The 16,650-nt window shown below is 38.4% G+C and carries 7 protein-coding genes; all 7 read right to left on the minus strand.

Annotated elements, in window-relative coordinates:
- Positions 1-189: 189 nt before the first annotated feature.
- The 7 genes from FR932_RS02585 to FR932_RS02615 all read right to left on the minus strand — a co-directional run bounded on the left by FR932_RS02585 (position 190) and on the right by FR932_RS02615 (position 16,648).
- Complete coding sequence (locus FR932_RS02585; RefSeq protein WP_019441324.1) at positions 190-1,644, minus strand: hypothetical protein; 1,455 nt, start codon at positions 1,642-1,644, stop codon at positions 190-192.
- Entirely contained in the window at positions 1,641-6,485 is a 4,845-nt protein-coding gene (locus tag FR932_RS02590; RefSeq protein WP_019441325.1) for an AAA domain-containing protein, read from the minus strand. The genes FR932_RS02585 and FR932_RS02590 overlap by 4 nt, the downstream gene beginning before the upstream one ends.
- A gap of 116 nt (positions 6,486-6,601) precedes the next feature.
- On the minus strand, positions 6,602-10,231 hold the full coding sequence (locus FR932_RS02595; RefSeq protein WP_019441326.1) for a DEAD/DEAH box helicase family protein: 3,630 nt from the start codon (positions 10,229-10,231) through the stop codon (positions 6,602-6,604).
- A gap of 56 nt (positions 10,232-10,287) precedes the next feature.
- On the minus strand, positions 10,288-11,457 hold the full coding sequence (locus tag FR932_RS02600) for a restriction endonuclease subunit S (protein ID WP_019441327.1): 1,170 nt from the start codon (positions 11,455-11,457) through the stop codon (positions 10,288-10,290).
- On the minus strand, positions 11,454-13,232 hold the full coding sequence (locus tag FR932_RS02605; protein WP_019441328.1) for a type I restriction-modification system subunit M: 1,779 nt from the start codon (positions 13,230-13,232) through the stop codon (positions 11,454-11,456). Before FR932_RS02605 ends, FR932_RS02600 begins: the two co-directional genes overlap by 4 nt.
- Before the next feature lie 273 nt (positions 13,233-13,505).
- Positions 13,506-15,113 (minus strand): Tn7-like element transposition protein TnsE, encoded by a 1,608-nt coding sequence (locus tag FR932_RS02610; protein WP_019441329.1) that lies wholly within the window; start codon positions 15,111-15,113, stop codon positions 13,506-13,508.
- Entirely contained in the window at positions 15,110-16,648 is a 1,539-nt protein-coding gene (locus tag FR932_RS02615) for a TnsD family Tn7-like transposition protein (protein ID WP_019441330.1), read from the minus strand. The genes FR932_RS02610 and FR932_RS02615 overlap by 4 nt, the downstream gene beginning before the upstream one ends.
- Between the last annotated feature and the right edge of the window lie 2 nt (positions 16,649-16,650).

Genomic DNA, 16,650 nt, shown 5'->3' on the forward strand with positions numbered 1-16,650 from the left:
TGTTCGTTTACTTAGTCAAAAGTGTTCAATCATAAGGTTCCTGAATTTTTAGTTTGATCATTTTTATCATAATGTAAAAATGATCAAACAAATATGAACATTTAAGGGTCTAATCATTTTATCTATTCATTAGCCAGTTATTAAGCTGCCCTCAAAATAAAAAATGTTGTTAAACAAGGTGAATTGTTATCATTTAATAGATTGATTAAGTATCGGTATGAAACACTTGTTTTTGACCGTTTGATCTTCCTTCACACCTTTCTTTTCAAAAAAATCATTATATTTAGGTTGGAGGGTCGTCCAATCCAGAAGTTTGCTAGAAACTTCGGAAATAAACTTAGGTTCAAAGCTCACATAACCTACAGGAAATGAAATATCACGTTGATCATCTAGTTGTACATGAAACAAACTTGCAACCATTATACCTGGAATAATCATAAACTCGGCATCTTCTCCACCAAATTTAGCTGGTAAGTCCATGAAGTCAGCAGTTGATAGCTTCCAAAAATTATTCCTTAGAGTAATCGACTCTTGATAACTCTCACAAGCCATGCCTAAAACAACTTTTGATGTTTTCTTTCTTTTATCGAAGAGGGTATAAACTTCATCTACCAATTTACTTAAATCAGTTGTTTTCCCCCACGTTTTAGATTCAGTATTAGTAAGCCAAATCAAACCAGAGTTCTCTGGTTTATCTTCAAATATAGCTTTAAGTCGCCCCGTTATAATGTCTCTATTACTCTCGGTATAAAAGTTACCAAGTAGCATAAATGTATCGTCATTTAGTTTTGTTAAGCCATTTTCATAATGATTTACTAAAGCTTTAATATTGAATGTTCTAGTGTTGTCATCCCAGTACTGAATTATAAGAGGATCATTTGATGCCTCAAGGTATTCGTTAAAACTATTATGCTGATCCTTCATGGAATCAACTTCAATCGTCGAGTCCATAAGTGAGAACATTGCTTTTTCTTCATCCCATTCATCAACAGTATTTGAAACATATTCCATTTTTAAAATGTTGGGTGAATCAGTATCCACAAAATATTCAACCTCTAGAGGAAGTGTTGAATCGTATCGGTCTGATACTTGATTTATTTTATAAAGTTCTTTTATTTCTGAAAAAACATCTTCTTTCAATACAAGCTCTCTAAACAAATTAAAATTTGAATCAAAAGCACTTTGCGCTTTATTCAATAGATTACGATAGCATTCATCTGGTAAGTTGAGTGAAATACTAAAATCTTGAGAGCCAGAGCGTTTCACATCAGTAGACAGCATTTGAAAACTGTACAATTCAAATTCAACAGGAGAGACTTCATCAGTTACTTCAAAAAAAGTAGGCCTCAGATTCCCATCTTCTTCTGTAAACTTACTCATCGCATAGTAAGTAAGTTTTATTTTCCCACCTTCCCATTCAACTAGGTTCTCTTCTTGTAAATCATCAACAATCGCCAACATTTCTTTACTCGTTAGACCAAAGTAATCCTGAATAGTCTCCAAACTTGTGGAAGACAATGAATAAATGAGTCTTATCACAAACTCTTTAACAACTGGTAACTCGCGTTTCTTACTAACGGTGTAGTCCATAAAAAAAGACTTTGTTGGTAAGCCAAAGCAAACCTTACTTAATTGGATCTTCATTTTTTTGCCTCCAGTGATTGAGAATTTACAATCGAGTATTCTTTATCACTGTGCTCAGAAATATACTTGTATACTCGACCAAATGCTGAGCCTTCATTGTTATTTTGCCACATATCCGAATTACCAATTATGAACAGTGCTTCCTTAGCACGAGAAAGTGCTACGTTTGCTCGATTCTCTGAAGAAACATAGCCTTGACTGCCCCTAGAGTTACTTCTGACTAGAGAAACAATAACAATATCGTTCTCTTTACCTTGGTAACTATCGATCGTGTCTACCTTTATGATCCCTTTTTCTAGTAATGTTCGAGCCCATGCAACGCCATTGATTTTACGAATTAGATACCTAACTTGTTCTCCATACATACAAATAATGCCGATTTTCGGATCATCATCTTCCACAAGGAGAGCTTCCGCGTTTTTATGTGCTATGAGATTACTTAGAAGCTCTAATATAATTTCAGCTTCGTATCTATTAACATAACTTTTCTGATTTGCATTTTTAGCGGTTGGTTTAGATTCAAAAGAGTTTCTCTTAGCTTTACTAGTATCAATCCAAGTCACTGGTGTACAAGTATCTTCAAACAATTCTAGATAAGCTTTTTTCGTTACCCCTCTACCGGTCTCTAAACCACCTTCTTCAGAGTAAAAACATTCTGATACTAGGTTTCCTACAGCCGGTATCATTCGGTATTGAATTTTTAAAAATCGCCCTACAGTTTTCCCATAGCTGGAAACGAATGCTCTTTCAAAATCACTACGCTTAAACTCATCAGTACTAACTGTTGGTAAAATTCTTTTGGCTGCATTTATATGCTCTTCATCAAACAGGGGGGGGAGTTGCTTATGGTCACCAACTAAAAGAACCTTACGTCCTACCTGCATTGCTATTGCAAGTTCACTTGCTGGTGATCTAGCAGCTTCATCAATAACAACTAAATCGTAAATGTTCTCTTGGATTCCATAATGATTACGTCCTATACCAACACAAGTGCCACATACTAAAGTCCGAGTCTTTGATAGAAAGTTTTGGAATTGAGACTGACTTGAAGCCATAACACTAAGCCACTCATTTGATATAGAAATGATGTTCTTAAACTTTGACACCAAGTCACCCGAAAAAATTTCATAGTGTCTAGCTAACGCCGAATAAATAAATTCTCGATAACAATTGAGCTCAATACTGTCAAGGTTCAGTTCCATTCCTACTTTACGAGAAAAGAATTCAGGTAACTTTTCATCGAACACTTCAATTTGCTTCGTCAATGCGTTTGACGTAATACTGTCTTTATCCTTCATACGAGAAATAATACGATCTAGTTGCTTACCAAATGACCTCTCAAATTCAGTAGCAATTTTCGTAAACTCTTCATTAATACCTAATTCTCGAGCAACCCTCGTAATACGCTCCTCATATTCAGCTTTAAACCTATCTCTATAATGCTCTTGAAGCGCCTTCTCTCCCACATCATCAAGTTGCTCTGAAAGTACATGCTGATCACCAAGGCGAACAATATCTATTTCAGTATCATTTCTCCCAAATAGTGACCTCACTTTCTCTGTTGCATTATTGACAGCTTCATGAGATTGACTGACTAAGAGTACCCTTCTAGCCCCATTAGAAATACAGTAATGGATGAAAGAGCCAATAAATGCCGTTTTACCCGTACCTGGGGGACCTTGAAGCAAGCTTACTGGACCATATTTATACAAGCCTTTGAAGGCTTCTCTCTGCTGTTCATTTAGCTTAAAGATCACGTTTTCATCACAACCTAACTCGGTATACGAGTCTAACTCAGCATCAGTTGGCTCTGCTTGCTCAGTTGGTTTAACGGCTACTCCTGGGGAAAAGTAATCTGCAATATTACTGATAACACTTCTGTTATTTACCAGATTTTCCGTCGCTAACTTCCTTTTATTTAATGATGATGCCGTCAGTGCACCTTCAAGAACCAAGGTATCACCTAGCTCAATTCTCGCTTTACCCCTGATGTTTATTGCCATCGAATTTGGACCAATATCAACGACAATTCCTATTCTTCGAAGCTCTCCATGCCTTTCTGCATATACAAAAACACGTTCTGTATTAAGGTTAAAGTCTAAAGATGCGCCTTCACTAGTATATTGGAATGTATACTTATCACCTTGAATTCGCGGGTCTGTAGATATTTCAACTCTTGGGTTACTTTCGTGCTCGGTTTCAACAAGTGCTTTCCAAACGTCTCTTGCGTCCGTTACTTTGGAGGTTTTTATATTGGTTAACGCAAGTGTCCCTTGGTTAGAGTTACTTCCCTCCGAGCTTTCAACGCCTTTGCAAAGTTCTTGGTATACCGGACTTTCAAGTATTTCATCAAAAAACGCTTCAGAGGCTTCACTCTCAGAACTGCAAAAATGAATCTCTCCACTTAGCTCTAGGATTGATCTTTTCTTGTTTTTGATGAAATCGTTATGTCTAATCTCATCAAAATTGGCTGAAACAATAAATTTCTTTTCTGGATGAATCAGTATGCCCAAGCGATGTTTCACGCCTGTAATTCGAACAGAAACTAAATCGCCATCTTTGCCTTTGTTTATTTCTAAATCTAGGTAATATTTACCATCATCAGACAAAAGCTTGCCCTGTCTGATTTTAAGTTTTTTATGAAAAATCTTAAAAATATTTACCAACTTGAGAGGAGGAGGACTAACGATGCCCTCTAACTCATCATGCAGTTTTATAATTTCTTGGCTTGATATTTCAGGAAGTTCAAGTAGTTGATTTACATATTTGCCTAAATGAGTTAGCTGTTTTGCAACTGACAATTCACTAATTATCTTCACAGTAGCGTAACGGTCTATGTTTGCCTTAGAAATATTTTCATGGTTATCAGGAGAATAAGTAGGCGTATATTTACTTTCATCCAGCTCGATAATGTCTATAAATACTAAACCATTGTCGTTGATAATTATATTTTCTGGGTGGATATCACCATGATGGATGCTTGCCGAATGTAACTCAATTAGTGACGATAGCAACTGCTTGATCTTTAACGTAGGATCATCAATTGCTTGTGACTCAACAAACTGTTTCCAGGTACTGCCTTTTATCCACTCAAATTGGAAAAAGGCGCAGGTCATTTGTGGGTTTAAACCATAATCAATAATTTTAGGAAGGCACTTTATATCTGCATTTTTTCTAATGTCCAACCTATTAAAAAATGACAGTAGCTGACTATTAACTCCACCATCAGTTGATACATCACTCACCCCAAACCAAGCTTTCAGACCAAATGAATCATCGATAGCTTTTAAAAAATTGAATGTTCCATCAATCTTTACTGGACTGGTGCCTCCAAAATCGACATAGATATTCTTTGAAGAATGGTAGTTTGCTAATAGGCCTAGTTTATCTTCACCATCAGACTCACCTACATTCAATAGTTTATTAAGTTCAGTAAGAGCCTCTCGAAGGTCCTTAAAACGAGCCGCAGCTTCAAGCTCCAACCCTCTTTCAAACCATTTTTCGAGTCGTTGGCATATCGAACTATCTTTAATTGGTTCCCAGAGGTAAATGCCATCTTCTTTTATAGGCGGCTTACCGAATGCAATATAGTGACATGCAGCAGTAGCTAGATATACATCACGAGTAAAATGTGTACCCTCAGAATCATCGTACAACTCTTCAGGTGTTGCAATCTGGTTGTGCTGAAGAATTTTACGAATATTAGACACTGTTTTATTTTGTGGGTCAGGATAGGTTGCTGTTAGGAAATTAGACAACACGACCTTACTTGGGAGCGATACCCAGATACTGTGGTTGCCAAGGTCACGATGCGCCACATCAATATCATGAAGACTAGCCAAACGACTTACCAGAGCCTGAATTAGGTTGAGTCTGTTTTCTTCAGTAAGTTTTGTACTGTTCTTTCTAATAAATGTATCGAGACGGTCTTTTTTATTCGGCCATTCATACAATTCAACAAAATCAGAAGATAGTTCGCTAGGTAAATACTCTAGTCGAAGATATGTATCTTTAAGCTCTTCATCTTGATTTGCGATATAACCAAGTACATCACTTTCTCTGTGTGCAATTAGAGATCTTTGCTCCGGTGTTCTAGCATGTTCAACGATACAAGGAGAAGTGAAGTTCCACCTGCGCATCAGCGCTTTGTAGTTATGATTATCAGAGCGTTGGCTATGGTACTCAGAATACAGTCCATCTCTATGTTGAAATAGAGGCTGTCCTTGTAATACATAATTATTAGCAGAGTAATTTTTTGCTTTGAAGTCTGCACTATTATTGGAAAAAATTTTGTCCCATTGTTTTAAGTTTTTATTAGGAGCATCCTCTTTTCGCTTTATCATCCATGAGATATCTTTGAAATATTTCTTATAGACTTTGTCCTCGCCGATTTTGGCAAACTCGTCTAGCGTGAATACATAGTCTTGCTCATCAGGGTGAAGATCATCTTTGGTTGCTGTTCCGCACAAGACAACACAATGGTCGACCCAAGGAGCAAACCGGTTATTTAAACGTTCTTTCAATTTAGTTGCTAATATTTGAGCAGATCTTCTTGCTTGACGCACACCGTTACTTCGATGTTCTTCTCGTCCATCTGGAAATTGTACGATCCACTTTCCTTCGTTAGAGAAAATTTTTCCAGACCACTTTTTTAGCTCAACGTTTATAATTCGATCGTGTGTAATCAAAATTAGATCGCCTTCAAACTCTTTACTTTGTCTACCTCGCATTTCCAACGAAGAATAACCTTTCCAGTTATTTGGTAGAGCAGCTTCAAGCCTTTCGTTCGCTTCTCTTTCGTAGCCATTAATCCCTAAAGGGTCTAAGCACTTTATTTCCATTATTTGTCCTATAAAAAGTATTACACTAGATAACCGAGAACAAATTGGCCATTGACGTATATAAATTCTGGTTATTGTTATAATTTTATTATGAATAATTTAATTCTATTTTCGATTTACGCTCTCATATTATCTTCAACCACCGCATTCGCATTCACTTCACGAATAACACTAAACAGTTCAACAACTGTTCCTTCATCAAAGAAGCCGTAGGCGCTTTCGCCGTGGTTATCGGTAAATGGTGCATCGAAAAGTTGTGACATTTCCAGAATGCCGTTATCAACCAAATAATCGATGACTTGGTCAACAAAGTTGATTTGTTCGGCGTTGTAAGATTCATTATCAAGGAAACTGCTAAATGCTTCTTTTGCTGCATTCATATCTAAACCGACTAGCTCACGGATAAATGCACCTAAAGGCTTCTCTTGTAATATTTTATCGCGGTAAGCGTCGACATTACTCATGCCGCTTGCGTCTAGCAGTAAGCCTTCTAGGACATCTAAGTCGGTTTGTGTGATGGATTTATTGCGTTTTAGTTTTTGTATCGTTAACTGGTCTTGATGGTCTTTGATGTACAGCTCGATTTTCTTACGATATTGGGCTAAATCAACAGCTGGGTTGCTGTATACTGCTGTGACATCGTGAACACCTTGAACTTCGTCTTCAAAGTTGGTGTACACCATCTCTTTTTTGTCTTTATCCAACGCAAACATTAGGTTGCGTAATTTACGGCGTAGGTCTTCCAGCATAACTAAATGAATATCCTGCCAAAATGCTTGTGTCTGAATATCTTGAATCAGTTGCAGTTGCGCTTGTACGGCTGGAATGGTTGATTTAGCTTCTAACTGCTCAGCAAATTCAATCACTCGAATACGACTCGCTTCCGGAAGCATGCCTTTTTCTAACAACGACAACTGCATTGTTAACAAGAGGCTATCAAAGCGGTGGGATAAATGATTAAGCTGTTCATCAGAGTTAAATGCTTCTGCTTCGGTTGGCAGAGCTGATATTTGGTTTTCTAAGTCTGTAAATTTAGCGTCATTAATATTGTCCCAATGCTTTCTCTCTAGGAACGGTTCTACCGCTTGGCGCTTTGGTCTTACGATAAAGTTGTCGAGATTCATGCCACTAACAAGGTGATGTAACATGTCTAGCTGATAACGGTTTAGTTCTGAATATCGCTCAAAATCTTCTGGATGTTGCTCTCGAAACGCTTCATTGTTTAGCTTACTGTTGATTAATGTGCTCAATAGGACGCGCTTTTCAAATACTTGCTGAGTAACAGGTTTTGCCACTCCCACAGGTAAGCCTTCAGGGTTGGCATCGAAATACTCAAAGTTCTGGCAGTAATCAAATACTTTAAAGGTTTTCTTGTCGTCATTAGGCCCAAACAGATCTTTACACAAACGTGTACCACGGCCAATCATTTGGGTGAACTTCACCTTTGAACGAATCACTTTGAAGAACACTAAGTTAACTACTTCGGGTACATCAATACCGGTATCTAACATATCGACAGAAATGGCGATGCGGCAAGTTGGATTTTTTGGATCGAACTCGTCAACTTTGTTTTCGTCACCACCGAATTCATCGATTAGACTTTGTGCATAGGTTTCTTTGAAGGTGATGACGCGTGCAAGTTTACCTGCCCATTTGGGATAGTTCTTGTTGAACATTTTCTCAAGGAAAACCGCATGATCATTATTGGCTGCAAAGATAATGGTTTTACCGATGACATCGCCACCTTCAACATGGATACCACCTCGGTCATCTTTGCTCATTAACTGAGCAAACATCTTCTCTGCGGTATCTTCATTAAACAGAAATTTATTGACTTCAGATGGCAATACTTCATCACGGTCTTCTAGTTCAGCTTTGTTTTCCCACTCATCTTGTTCTTCGTTAGACAACTCTTTGTACTTTACACCTTCACGCAAGAACTTAGTTGCGACTGAAATTTTGGTTGGTGGTACTAGATATTCTTCAGCGTATGCACTGCTGTCTTCGTAAGCGTAAGTTGGCATGCCTTTTTGTAGATCAAAAATACCATAAGTATCTTTTTCAACTTCGTCTTTTGGTGTAGCTGTTAGCCCTACTAAGAAACCATCAAAGTATTCGAAAATCTGACGATACTTGGAATAAATAGATCTATGTGCTTCATCGACGATGATTAAGTCAAAATGACCCACACCAAACGGGCGTTCATCAGTACCGCGATCCAGTAGATTCTTCATAGTAGGGTAAGTCGAGAAATACAAGCGACTGTCGATGTTGCTCTTGCTTTGACCTGAATTTAAAATAGAGCAACTCACGCGGGGTAACAGCTTAACGAAGTTCTTCTTGGCTTGGGTGAGTAGCGCATTACGATCGGCAAGGAACAGGACGTTCTTAACCCAATCATTTTTCACCAACAAATCAACAAGGCTGATCACGGTTCGGGTTTTACCTGTGCCCGTCGCCATGACAAACAATCCCTTGCGTTCATGTTCTAACTCAAAGTCTTGTAATAACTTAGTGATGGCTGATTTTTGATAGTGGCGGTTGGTGATCTCGTTATTAATAACAAGATTACTGTTAGGCATGGCGTTGTCGAAAAAGGGCTTACGCTCGATTCGACGTTTAACCATCAGCTCAAGCTCGGCTTGGGTGTAAAAGCCCTGAACTTGACGCGGTGGATAAAAATGATCATCCCATAAGTGCGTATCATAGCCATTGGTGTAGAAGATAACAGGGCGCACACCGCATTGTTTTTCTAAACAATCAGCATAAAGTTTTGCTTGTTGTTGGCCATCTTCCGCGCGGCGATGGGTGCGTTTTGCTTCCACCACAGCCAGTGCTGTGCCGTCATCGCCCCACAATACGTAATCGACAAAGCCGTTACCTTTTGGATTAGCTTTAGAAATCGGCATACCTGATACAGGGTATTCTCGGTCACGTTTATGCGCTAATTTCCAACCAGCTTCATGCAGTAGTACATCAATGAGATAAGTACGGGTTTCTGCTTCGTTGTAATCATGCGTGTCTGACGTTTTCTCTGCACTTTGTTTAGCTTGTGCAATCTGTTCTAGTAATGCTTGGTTAGCCGCTTTTAACGCTGCGTTTTCTTTAAGCTGCTGCTGATATGTCTCACGCTCTACTTTGTCGCCTTGTTCTAATTGCTTTTCAAGCTCTTTGACACGCTTCAAGCTACTAAGTGCTTTTGTTGCAACGGCTTTCGTAATCACCACTTGCTGCGGTATTAATGATTCATCGAAGGGTTGAACGATAAACTTGTTACGATCAAGGTTTGGCGTATATGTGCGAACAAACCAATACAATACATGGTGGAGCTCTTTTACCGCTTGCAGGGAATCACGTTGTGGCAGTGTTGTTTTACTGTGTACCGCTTCGTTACCCACTTGGATAACTAGCTTGAGCTTAGGGAACAGATTTGTAGTCAGGTTTTGTTTAAAACTCTTGTCATGAATCAGCGACATTAAAGTGGCATCATGGCGGGGGCGAGTCAGCCAGTTGTCGATGTCAAATACGGTTTCAACCATCAACTCCAAGGCATTACGAGCGTAAAATCCTGCAATGCGTGGGTCGGTTTTGATGTTGCTTTCAGCGTTTTTCGCACGAGTTTGAATTTCCGCACAACGAGTTGAATACACATCGTTATCGTGCAACTTACTGGTAGCATTCGCGCCTTTAATGGCGACATCCATAAAGTCGAAATTGCTAGTTGAACCGTTCACCGTATCTGACATTTGACTTCCTTTTTACATCATCATTCTTATTATTAGGTATGAGCTATTGATATTCGCTATAGGTTTAAGTCGCCTTTAAAGGCTTTTAACATCAAAGAACTGAATAGCTCATCATAATCTTTGATTTTTGTTGAGCCTTTGAGTAGATTTCGCGTCTCTTGATATACAGCTCTAAATCTTTTTTGAAGCTCTATTGGCGGACAGTAGATTTCAATTTTCTTAATATCTTTACCTGTGATGGTCTTTTTGGCCGTTTTTGATATGTATTTTTCTATTTTTTTCTGTCCTCCATTTGAAGTCAGAAAGTAGTATAAAAAGATAGGATCTACTTTATGTCGGTTAGCTCTATACATGATGAGGTTAGGACTTATATTCCCATTAACGACATTTTCAGATTCAACTAAACCGATTCTCTTACCTGTAGAGCCGTCCCCTCTAACAGCCATAACAATATCACCAAGCTTTAAAATTGTTCGAGGGTACTCTTTTGAAATAGATTCAGGCATAAAGTCATATTTTGAAAGGTCATCTCCGACATATCCATCTTTCGTAATATTTCCTATCTTAACTACAGGTATGCCTTCATCGACATAATCAAACCCATAAAACGTCGGATACCTGTATATGTCAGTGCAAACATCATCAAGAGTTTTAATATCCCACTCTTTCGGATTAGTTATCGGCTCTCCAAACATATCAATAAACACTGACTGAGCGAGGCTGTTTAGCTCTTGCTCCACTTGCCGGCAGTTTTTTCGCAGTTGGTCAGCTTTTTCTAACACCGCTGCAATTTTCTTTTGGGTTTCTAGTGGAGGGAGTGGGATTTTTGTACCCAAAAAATCCCCTCTATTGACGTGTTTCATGGTTGAACCACGAGTAAATTTAAGCATTGCTGAGATTGCATCTCTCAAAGCGTATCGCAAGTAATCTTTATTTACTTTTTTATAGTCAGGTTCAACTTTAAAAATATGCTGATTTAAGAGTGCATCTTCTCTATGCCACTCAAAAACATCCAAGGTTGCAGACCAAGAAACAAGCAAGTCACCACTGACTACATGGTACTTTTCAGGAATGTCCATTGAAGAATAATTAAATGGTTTAGAAGGATCGGTTAGATTCTGGATGCGAATAATTGGTTTTCCATTTTCTTCCCAGTGTGCGGGCTTGAATGCAAAGCCATTTATAAAGCTAGCTATTGAGCCTAATTCAACTAATGGCCAATTCATTTCAGTAACCCTTCTAACTCAACAACACCCTTCGCCATTTTATCCTGCAATGTCTTAATGCGTTTTAGAATGTCTTTTGGCGCATCGTACTGCACTTCTTCGTATATAACTTCTTTGTAGCGGTTGAGGCTTAAGTCATAGGCACTTTCTTGGGTAATAACATACTCTGTACCATCTTCACCTACAAACGTTGAGTAGGACTTATCTTTGTAGGCTTTCGGTTTTTTACCCTCTTCTTCTGCTTTAGCTGCCGCGTCTTTAGCTGCTTGTTTATCTTTGGCACGAAGAGCAGACAATTTCTCGATTACTTCATCGGCTTTTAGGTCTGCTAAAGAAACCATAAAGCTCTGTTCGCTCTTGTTGCGGTTAAGCTCTGGGCTGTCGTTGTTAAAGAGGCCGTTTTCGTCTGTTAACGTATTGAAACGCGCGATGATGTCTGCGATATTACTTTGTTGATGCGTTGGTTTTTCATCTTCTTTAAACAGCTTTGTTCTCTTATCATCTAGTGAGTAGCCGTCTGCCTGCATGTCGTAAAACCAAACGTTGTCTGTACCGCCACTGTTGGTTTTAGTGAAAATTAGAATGGCAGTGCTCACGCCTGCGTATGGCTTAAACACGCCAGATGGCAGTGAAATTACTGCTTCCAGTTTTTGTTCTTCAATGATCTTTTTACGGATAGTTTTATGGGCTTTGGTTGAGCCAAATAATACCCCATCAGGGATGATTACAGCGGCGCGACCACCGACAGTCAGCATGCGTAAAATTAACGCTAGAAATAGCACTTCAGATTTTTCAGTTGGGCCTTTTTTCTTAACATCAACTTGAATTTCATTACCATTTTCATCGAGTTCAGTTTTTGTTTTTACTACTGCACTTTTATTGAGCGGTGTTTTGCCTAACGCTCTGAGTAAGTCAGGTGAGATAATGTCGAAGTCGACAGCGCCTTTGAACGGCGGGTTCGCTAAAATAAGATTGTAAGCTTCAGAAATATTATCATCACCTTGATCGCGTAAGCTATCTCGATAATGTACAGATGGATTTTCAATACCATGCAATAACATATTCATCGCGCCAATCCGCAGCATGCTTTTATCAAAATCAAAGCCAGTAAACATCTCGTTGTTAAAGTGCTTACGATTATCTGGCTTGTTGATCTCATTCTGATGATGCTGTTCCACATATTCGAGTGCCGCCATTAAGAAGCCACACGTACCCGATGATGGGTCACAGATGGTATCGCCAACCTTCGGCTGCATGAGCTCAACCATCATTTGAATGATATTACGCGGAGTTCGAAATTGACCGTTCACACCCGACTGTTGCAGTTTACTTAACAGGTATTCGTATAGGTCACCTTTGGTGTCTTTGTCGTTCATGTCGATGGCGCTAAGTAAATCCACGACCTGTGACAATAACTTTGAAGATGGGATCATGAAAATTGCATCTTTCATGTGCTCTGCAAAGCTACCTTTATCGTGTAGGTTTTTAATCTTTGGGAATACACGGTCGCGGACGATTTCCATCATCACGTCTGGATCTTTATCTTTAAAGCTGCTCCAGCGTAGGGCTTGTTCATCAGGCGAAAACGTGGTGTTGTTTAACGGCAGACCTGTTGCTTGGCTTCGACGCTCAGCAGTCTTTTGTAGTTCATCTAAACGACGAATAAATAGTAGGTAGGAGATCTGCTCGATCACCGAGATCGGGTTGGCGACACCACCAGTCCAAAACATTTCCCAAACTTGGTCGATCTGATTACGAATTTTGCCTGTTAGCATTTGAAAAACTCTTATTAATAAGGGGGCTATATCTATTTAGATATTGCGAAATTTTACGGTATTTTACTGTATGAGACTAATTTTAGCTAACTATTTGGTGATACCTGGCTCATTGAGATATTTTGTTGTATAGGACTAGAACAAAGATGTTCAATTCAGAATGCTTGATATTCAGCAATGGAGTCAACCGTATCAGGAGTTAACTAACTTGACCGGTATTATTCTAATGAAAATTTTTTGACTGATAAATTAAGCTCTGAATATGGATTTATATTAATCAATGAACTTGCTGAACACACGAGCAGACCACCTATGTAATGTCGCTTCATCTATGTTTTCACAGTAATTAATCTTCTGTGGGTGTGAGGCACTGACTTGCCGATTACCAGAGAGTAAATTTAATCTTTCTTGTGGCCAAAGAAGTGATTTTTTGACTAACCGCTCCTTGATGTCATTCAGTTCTGCTTCGAGGTCGATATTAGATTGGAAGTTTACAACTTTTGTAGCAAGCGGTTTTGCTGAATCGGAAGTATCAACTTCAAGAATATGATAAACCTTAGTACCTATCGCGATTTCAATGACAGCAATACAGCGCGGTTCAGCTGTGCTCTGTAATAAGTGCTTTTTATGTTTTTCGATAATAGGGAGCTTGGTTATATTTTTAGATATAACTTGGCAATCAAAGTTGTTCTCGAGAAATGAAATCATTTGGAAAAATAGTGAAAATTTATTTTCATATACACGTTCATCGTCTTGGGTGTTTACAGTCGTATCCCATTCTGCACGTAATATAGTACCGGTATTAGAGCCTTCTTCAGTACCGATATGACTGATTATATCACTATTATCATCCTTGCTTTGATCGTCAAAGGAAACTGTAGAGAGCGTTTGTCTTTTTTTAGGTTCTTTTCTTGTATTTATTGGTGTCGCAAATCCAATCATCGTTGATGGTGCACTGACCATACGATGAGTTGTATCAGAGTTTGGTGTTAGATTGTCGTATAAAGCATACTTGTCGGCAATCTTTTGTTCTTTGGTATAGTTTTTGGACTCTACGGTGGGATCTAACTCTGTAAAGTTACTGTGAGTGAATATTATTGGCTGAGATAGCGAATGTCTTAAATTGGTAATCGACGTTATTTCGTTAACAAAAAAGATATCATCACTGTCGTTATATAAACCTTTAATTTGTAGTTTAGCGCCGTCTAAATTAGGTTGATCAAATTGAAAAAACCAATGTTCGTAATTATTTTTTAAATATACATTCTTGCGATAATAACGATGGATGCTCTCATATGAGGTTCGAGCGTTGGGATCGAGAAGGACCCAGCTGAGAGTAGACCTTGCTGCTTCATTGTTAAAATGTTCAATACAATAACTTGTGCTATCAAGAACATTAACAATGACTGAGTCATCATCACTATTATGGTCTATATCAAACTCAATACTCAGTTCAGTTGAATTCATCGCAGTTCTAGATAAATAGCCATCACGAAAAAATAATACGCGTGCAAGCTCAAACTGAGGGAGGTAGACCGTCATTCCTGAGTTAGTTGTAAACTTGAAGCAAAACTGTTCATTTTCAGACTTATTCTTATTGTTTAATATAGGGCAATCAGCGATCTTACATGTTTTCCATATTTGGGCATTTTCAATCTCTATATTACGTAAATAACCTTTTTTATAAATGTCATTTGTTGCGTTAATAATACGTTTACGGGTTAATATTGGCGCTTGTGATAAAGACGTAAATTGTTTAGTTTGATTAGGTGAAACACTTAAATTGATATTCCATCGTGCTGCGTTATTATGTTTGAAAAAGCTCCCGAAGCCATGTATCTCCGTATTATCTTCAAATCCGTCTATATGTAAGTTATTCACTCAATGATATCTCCGATTACATGATCTAAAAAATGACGAGCTAGGCTGGTTAGCCTTTCTTCGCTTAATCCCGCTTTTCGTAATACACGCCATCTCGAAGTATTGATTAGTTCGGTTCGCAATATTTGAATTGAGCGAGTTATCCGGCGGATTTGATAATCATCTGTTTTTTCACAATAGCGTTGAAAAAAACTATTACATAAAGGCAACTTATCCAGATGCTTTTCAATGTTGGAAGGTGATGGCAGTTGAGTTAAATACCAACCCCTTGTCAGCTGTGGATGTTCCAACTGTAATTCTATTATTTTACTCTTAGTTATTAATTGCTTACAAAGTTGGCGATCACGTTTACGCCAATTAACGCGATTATTAACAGTCTTGTGTGGTAGATGATAGGATTTATTAAGCTTTAGTAACCAAGCTTTATCGTTACGGTAGAGGTACGCATATAGTGCGCCGCCATTTTCTTTATGCCTAGACGCTTTCACGCCCCATTTAGACACTAAGGCTTTCCAACTGTTTTGATGATCTTTGAGTGTTTCAATATCAATGTTATTTTTATTTTCTTCATCGGGCTTAGTCGTGGCACATGGTAAGTTGCTTATTTTATTTATTACTTCGCATATGTCCCATTTATTATTTGAATCTGGATCATAAAATGAACTAAGTACGACAATATGTTCTAGATAACTAAATGATTTACGGTGTTTCCTAAAGATGGCTTTAAGCCAGCAGGTATCTTTATTATTGAGTTCTAGCCCATGTTTTTTAAGCCAGTAATGAGACCAACGATTAAGTATTAATTGCTTAATTTCATCGTGTTTTACATGGTATACCCCCTTAGCATAACCATTGTTATTCGCCATCTGCTTATAAAACAAAGACCATTGTGTGAACGTTGGTGAACATATTGGTAACTGTTGCAATAATCTATTCACCTGGGTTGTAACAGTCTTGGCCTCTTGTGTTGCTTTAGCCTGTGGCCTCATCAAACAATGTACGGGGGACGCAGCAACATATTCGTGTCTGTGGTTAGTATTTATAGAGATATCAGAGTCGATAAGCATGCCATGCTCAAGACAGCATTCAGCTCCTGTAACTTGCCAACTTCGTTTCCAATAGTACTCACCATATTGCTGTAACTGTTCATCAATACACTGCGGACAGTATTTTAATTTGATGTTTTTATTCACTCTTGACGCGGAGATGCCAAGCATTAAATGAGCTGAGCCTTGAGATCGACTCGACAATAACTTTAAGCATTTATGCTTACGTGATTCTAAGGTGAAGGGTGCATAAATGGGAAATAACGTGTGTTTGTAGGCAAGATTAATTTCAGAAAAGTCAGTAAGGGCTGGTAGCTGGTTGGAAATTTTACTCAACTGGTTAGGCAAGTCTATGGTAGCGATTATTTTTCGGTCGCTGAAAATGTCATCCAATACCGCTTTTGGACTTGTTCTGCCAAAGTGAACGCCATATCGAGCTATGACGCTGTAGATGAGCTCATCTGGATAAGGAATCGGAAGAATGCGCATAA

Origin of the sequence: Moritella marina ATCC 15381, assembly GCF_008931805.1 — a bacterium.
Taxonomy (GTDB): Bacteria; Pseudomonadota; Gammaproteobacteria; order Enterobacterales; family Moritellaceae; genus Moritella; species Moritella marina.

Coding starts and splice junctions, on each gene's coding strand:
- FR932_RS02615 (WP_019441330.1), bottom strand. CDS start 16,648: ATGCGCATTCTTCCGATTCCTTATCCAGATGAGCTCATCTACAGCGTC.
- FR932_RS02605 (WP_019441328.1), bottom strand. CDS start 13,232: ATGCTAACAGGCAAAATTCGTAATCAGATCGACCAAGTTTGGGAAATG.
- FR932_RS02585 (WP_019441324.1), bottom strand. CDS start 1,644: ATGAAGATCCAATTAAGTAAGGTTTGCTTTGGCTTACCAACAAAGTCT.
- FR932_RS02600 (WP_019441327.1), bottom strand. CDS start 11,457: ATGAATTGGCCATTAGTTGAATTAGGCTCAATAGCTAGCTTTATAAAT.
- FR932_RS02595 (WP_019441326.1), bottom strand. CDS start 10,231: ATGTCAGATACGGTGAACGGTTCAACTAGCAATTTCGACTTTATGGAT.
- FR932_RS02590 (WP_019441325.1), bottom strand. CDS start 6,485: ATGGAAATAAAGTGCTTAGACCCTTTAGGGATTAATGGCTACGAAAGA.